Annotated in this window: 6 protein-coding genes and 1 tRNA gene; 3 read left to right on the top strand and 4 right to left on the bottom strand. The window is 66.7% G+C overall.

What is annotated here, in order from left to right:
• Nucleotides 1-153 precede the first annotated feature (153 nt).
• A tRNA-Ser gene (locus tag AC3WJE_RS20860) sits at nucleotides 154-244 on the bottom strand.
• Between the two features lie 179 nt (nucleotides 245-423).
• Between AC3WJE_RS20860 and AC3WJE_RS20865 the strand changes: the two genes are divergently transcribed.
• Nucleotides 424-1128, top strand: coding sequence for a PP2C family protein-serine/threonine phosphatase (locus tag AC3WJE_RS20865; protein ID WP_493732758.1), 705 nt, complete (start codon nucleotides 424-426; stop codon nucleotides 1126-1128).
• Nucleotides 1129-1280: 152 nt separating this feature from the next.
• Here the strand turns inward: AC3WJE_RS20865 and dnaQ are convergent, their stop codons facing one another.
• The 3 genes from dnaQ to AC3WJE_RS20880 are packed head-to-tail and all read right to left on the bottom strand — an operon-like array spanning nucleotide 1281 to nucleotide 3148.
• Complete coding sequence (gene dnaQ / locus AC3WJE_RS20870) at nucleotides 1281-2015, bottom strand: DNA polymerase III subunit epsilon (RefSeq protein WP_493732759.1); 735 nt, start codon at nucleotides 2013-2015, stop codon at nucleotides 1281-1283.
• 10 nt (nucleotides 2016-2025) lie between these two features.
• Nucleotides 2026-2475 carry a ribonuclease HI gene (gene rnhA / locus AC3WJE_RS20875; RefSeq protein WP_493732760.1) on the bottom strand — a complete coding sequence of 150 codons (450 nt, stop codon included), beginning with the start codon at nucleotides 2473-2475 and terminating at the stop codon, nucleotides 2026-2028.
• A 16-nt stretch (nucleotides 2476-2491) separates the two neighbouring features.
• Nucleotides 2492-3148 (bottom strand): class I SAM-dependent methyltransferase, encoded by a 657-nt coding sequence (locus AC3WJE_RS20880; RefSeq protein WP_493732761.1) that lies wholly within the window; start codon nucleotides 3146-3148, stop codon nucleotides 2492-2494.
• Nucleotides 3149-3159: 11 nt separating this feature from the next.
• Between AC3WJE_RS20880 and gloB the strand changes: the two genes are divergently transcribed.
• Both gloB and AC3WJE_RS20890 read left to right on the top strand, forming a co-directional pair.
• Complete coding sequence (gloB, locus tag AC3WJE_RS20885; RefSeq protein ID WP_493732762.1) at nucleotides 3160-3924, top strand: hydroxyacylglutathione hydrolase; 765 nt, start codon at nucleotides 3160-3162, stop codon at nucleotides 3922-3924.
• Entirely contained in the window at nucleotides 3921-5162 is a 1242-nt protein-coding gene (locus AC3WJE_RS20890) for a lytic transglycosylase domain-containing protein (protein WP_493732763.1), read from the top strand. The genes gloB and AC3WJE_RS20890 overlap by 4 nt, the downstream gene beginning before the upstream one ends.
• The last annotated feature ends 93 nt before the right edge of the window (nucleotides 5163-5255 follow it).

Raw genomic sequence — 5255 nt, forward strand, 5'->3', positions numbered from 1 at the left:
GAGGTCTACACTGCTGGACATTCGTCGGCAGCGTCGGATGTGGATAAGGGAAGGGGACTGATGGCCCGAGGCCACCCAGAGTCCCTCCCACAATCAATCCCACAAGCGCAAAAAGCAAAAGCCCGCGACAAGTCGCGGGCTTTTGTTTCGATCTGGCGGGAAGGGGGGGATTCGAACCCCCGAGGCGCTATAAACGCCTGCCTGATTTCGAGTCAGGTACATTCAACCACTCTGCCACCTTCCCGGTGACCCCGGCGTACCGGGGCCGTGCATGATACGGGCCCTGGCCTCGCCCGACAAGCACCGCAGGCGCCCGCCTCCGATGAATCGGCCGTCCCCCGCAAGCCCCACGCCGGTTGCCGGATGTCACGCCGGCCGCGATGATGGCTTTCCACCCGCATACACCTCACCGCGCAGATCCTCATGCTCGAATTCGGACACCTCAGCCACGTCGGCCTGCGCCGCGACCTCAACGAGGACACCTATTACGGTGACATCGAGCTGGGGCTGTGGCTGGTCGCCGACGGCATGGGCGGCCACGCCTGCGGCGAAGTCGCCAGCGCACTGGCACGCGAGACCATCGTGCGCGAGGTCCGCAGCGGCACGTCGCTGGCGCAAGCGGTGCGCATCGCCGACGAGGAAATCATCCGTACCTCGCGCCGCCGCAACGACAGCCTGCCGATGGGCACCACCGTGGTCGCCGCGCGCGTGCACGGCAACCGTTTCGAGGTCGCCTGGGTCGGCGACAGCCGCGCCTATCTGTGGCGCGACGGCCGCCTGGCCCAGCTCAGCCAGGACCACAGCTACGTGCAGGAACTGGTCGCCCAGGGCGCACTGACCAACGAGCAGGCACGCGCGCATCCGCATCGCAACGTCGTCACCCAGGCGCTGGGCGTGACCGATCCGGCGCACCTGAATGTGGCGACGATGACCGGCGAGCTGAAGCCGGGCATGCAACTACTGCTGTGCAGTGACGGCCTCACCGAGGAAGTGGACGACCGCGGCATCGCCGAAACCCTGGCCTATCTCGACTGCAGCGCACAGGAATGCGTCGATGCATTGATCGCCTCCGCCCTGGACGGCGGCGGCTCGGACAACGTCACCGCCGTGCTGGTGCGTTGTCACTGATACCCGGATCGCTTCTGTAGGAGCGGCTTCAGCCGCGATGGGGCTTTCCTATTCAAATCCCCGCACATGGATGTGCGGGCTTTTGCAGAGGGATCTGCATGAACGCCTCATCGCGGCTGAAGCCGCTCCTACAAAAACCCCCGCAACAAACCTCAGGCCTGAACGGCGTTCTCGACCGCCAACGGATCGTCCCACAACGCCCGTCCGGCCTTCTTGCGCAACCGCTCCAACCGCGCCTCGTGCGCCTCAAGCTCCGAGCCCGTCGCAACCACGCGCGGACGCGGCAGCAGCAATGCCGGATCGAACGCGGCCATGTTCACACCGGTGCCGCCCGAAGCATCCTCCTCCGTGCCGAACCCGATCTCCTCCTGACCCGAAGTCAGCGCGATATACACATCGCCAAGGATCTGCGCATCCAGCAGCGCGCCGTGCAGCTGACGATGCGAGTTGTCCACGCCCAAGCGCTTGCACAGCGCGTCCAGCGAATTGCGCTGGCCGGGATACTGCTCGCGCGCCATCAGCAGCGTATCGACCACCGCGCAGCGATCGGTGATCTTGCCGCGCGGCTCGGCGAGCCGCGACAGCTCGTAATCCAGGAAGCCCAGGTCGAACGAGGCGTTGTGGATGATCAGCTCGGCGCCATCGATGTAGGCGAGGAATTCCTCGGCGATCTCCTCGAACAGCGGTTTGTCGGCGAGGAAATCCAGGGTCAGTCCGGTGACTTCCGCCGCGCCGGGTTCGAACTCGCGGTCCGGGCGGATATAGCGGTGGAAATTGCGTCCGGTGGGACGGCGCCCCAGGTACTCCACGCAGCCGATTTCGACGACGCGGTTGCCCTTGCGCCATTCCAGGCCGGTGGTTTCGGTATCGAGAATGATCTGACGCATGGTTTCCTCCCTATGCCGGCGTGGCGCTGCGCACCGCGATCGCCTGGTTGCGTGCCAGTTGATCGACGCGCTCGTTGTCCGGATCGCCGTTATGGCCCTTCACCCAGCGCCATTCGATGGTGTGGCGCTGGGTCGCAGCGTGCAGACGCTCCCACAGCTCGCGATTCTTGACCGGGGCACCGCCGGCGGTCTTCCACTGCCGCCGCAACCAGCTGGGCATCCATTCGGTGATGCCCTGCCGCACGTACTGCGAGTCGGTATGCAACACGATCTGGCATGGTTCGCTCAGCGTTTCCAGCGCCACGATCGCCGCCATCAACTCCATGCGGTTGTTGGTGCTGTTCGCCTCGCCGCCACCGAGTTCTTTTTCATGACCGTTGTAACGCAGCAGCGCCGCCCAGCCGCCCGGCCCGGGGTTGCCCAGGCAGGAGCCGTCGGTGTGTATTTCAATTGACTTCATCGGATTCCAGAGTGATTCAGATCGTCGCCACCGGACGTTGCCAGCGGACTTTGGTCGGGATCAGGCCATTGGGCGAGCCCGTACGTTTCTCGGCCTCGAACAGGCATACCGCTCGCCATGGCCCCCGCCCTGCCAGCCCTTCGCCTCCGCTCGCCGGGTTCCAGGCAGGCCCCAGATAGCGGGGCGAGGCCGGGCAATACAGGCCGGCGCGCTGGATCGAACGCCGCCAGCTTTCCGGCTGCGGCGTGCTGGCGATGTGCCGCCGCCAGCGCAGCCGGTAAGGACTCAGTGGATTGAGCGCGAACAGCCATAACCGGCCGCCCGGCGCCAGCACGCGTGCGCACTCGTCCAGGAACCGGTCGATATCGCCCACCACCGCATGCTGCACCACGATCGCATGCAGGCTTTCGGAGGGAATCGGCAACGGCAACCCGCAACGCAGGTCGCCGACAAAACCGGCCCCTTGCGGGAACAAGCGCAACCCACGGCCCTGCAGCACGCCGCGCTCCGGCAGGCCCGCCGGGATCGCCGACAGCCACAACCACGGCTGCGACGGGCGCGAGCGCAGCGCGGCTATCGCCACCGGCTGCTCCAGATGCAACAACGCGCGTCCCGCCCCCGTTTCAAACCAGGATGAGACGCCGGCTTGACGGGGGATCGGAGCGGCAGGCATGGTCCAATTCTATGCGACTGACCGCCCTGCCCGCATTCGAGGATAACTACGTGTGGGCGTTGGCTGCCGACGACGGCAGCGCCATCGTGGTCGATCCCGGCCAGGCCCGGCCGGTACTGGACGCCGCCGAGCAGGGCCTGCGGCCAGCCGCGATCCTCGTCACCCACCACCATGACGACCACATCGGCGGCATCGGCGAGCTGCTTGCCCGCTGGCCGACGCTACCGGTATTCGCCCCCCACGATGAACGCCTGGACTTCCCCTACCAGGCGGTCACCGACGAACAGGTGCTGGACGTCGCTGGTCGCGTATTCAGGGTGATCGCCGTCCCAGGCCACACCCGCACCCATGTGGCCTACGTCGGTGATGGGGTATTGTTCAGCGGCGACACCTTGTTCAGCCTGGGCTGTGGGCGCATGTTCGAAGGTACGCCCCCACAGATGCTCGCCTCGTTGAAGCGTCTTGCCGCGCTGCCTGGTACCACACAGGTCTGCTGCGGCCACGAGTACACCCTGTCGAACGCGCGATTCGCGTTGCAGGTGGATCCGTCCAACGCTGCCTTGCAGCGCCGTCAACAGGAAGCCCAGGCCATGCGTCACGCAGCCCGTCCTACCCTGCCGATTTCGCTCGAGAGTGAACTGGCTACCAATCCGTTCCTGCGTACGCAGGCAGCGGAAATCCGCAATGCCGTCGCCGATCGTCTGGGTCGCGCGCCCCGCGACGAGGTGGAAGTCTTCGCCGAATTGCGGCGCTGGAAAGACGACTTCCGCGCATGAAGCGCCTGCTGCTGGCGGTGCTGGCCGGACTCCCGGCCGCGTTGCCCTTCCAGTGCGTGAGTGCGGAGACCGATCCACCGGCGTCTCTGGCGACACCATCGACAGACCCGGTACCGGCTGCTGCCCAGACGCCGCCTGAAAGCCCACTGCCCGCGAGCGAGCCCACTTCCCGCAACGGGCGGCAGATCTTCGCCGACTTCCTGGCTGGCCGTGCCGATCCCGGTTGCGACAGCGAGGCCAGCAGCCCGCGCTGGGAACAGCATTTCTCCAAGGCGCCGTCGCAACTGGCCGACGAGGACGGCGACGTACTCCCACTGTTCGGCTACGTGGTCGACGAACTGCGCGCCGCCGGCCTGCCGACCGAGTTCGCACTGATCCCGTTCATCGAAAGCGGCTACCGGCCCGGCGCCCGCAGCGGGGCCGGCCCGGCCGGCCTGTGGCAGTTCATCGGCACCACCGCGCGCAACCACAAGGTCGCGGTCACCAAGCGCTACGACGGCCGCCTGTCGGCGGTGGACTCGACCACGGCCGCGGTGCGCTATCTGAAGACGCTCTACGGCATGTTCGGCGGCGACTGGCGCCTGGCGATGATGGCCTACAACGCCGGCGAGTACCGCGTCCTGCAGGCGATGCGCAGCGCTGGAATGAACACCCAGAACGCCCGACCGGATGCACTCCCCGGCCTGGCCAAGACCAGCTATGCCTACGTCGAGAAGGTGCATGCGCTGGCCTGCGTACTCGACCACGCCCAGAACCAGGGCAGCCTGATGGCCGGCCTGGACCGCCAGGTTCCGATCCTCGACGAACACACCTTGCCCGCGGGAACCAGCCTGCAGGGCTGGGCGAACCAGCGTTCGCTACAGACGGCGATGGTCGGCAGGCTCAACCCTGCGCTGGGCTCGACCCACCGCAACGAAACTTCCCGAAGCGTGTTGGCACCGCGCACCGACGCACGCGCGGCGACGTCGTCAGCCCTCACGACACCGACGACGCCTGAAACCGACGCAACCACCGTCGCAACCGTCGAAGAAACCGCGCCACGGGTTGCCGGCAAGACGACAAAGGCGACATCCCGCCGCGCTTCGCGTCGCACCCACACCGTGCGCTCGGGCGAATCAGCCTGGACCATCGCGCGCCGCTATGGCGTCACCGTCAAGACGCTGCTCTCCAGCAACGGCCTGCGCCAGGACAGCGTACTCAAGCCAGGCATGGTGCTCGCGTTCGACGACGCGCGCTGAGGGGCCACCTGCGCACTGCTGCATGCCCCTCTCTGTAGGAGCGGCTTCAGCCGCGAGGGGCTTTCCCGGGAAAGCCTCTGTCTCTTCTCCCCA

The sequence above is a fragment of the Pseudomonas sp. GW821-FHT07E12 genome, from assembly GCF_058986605.1.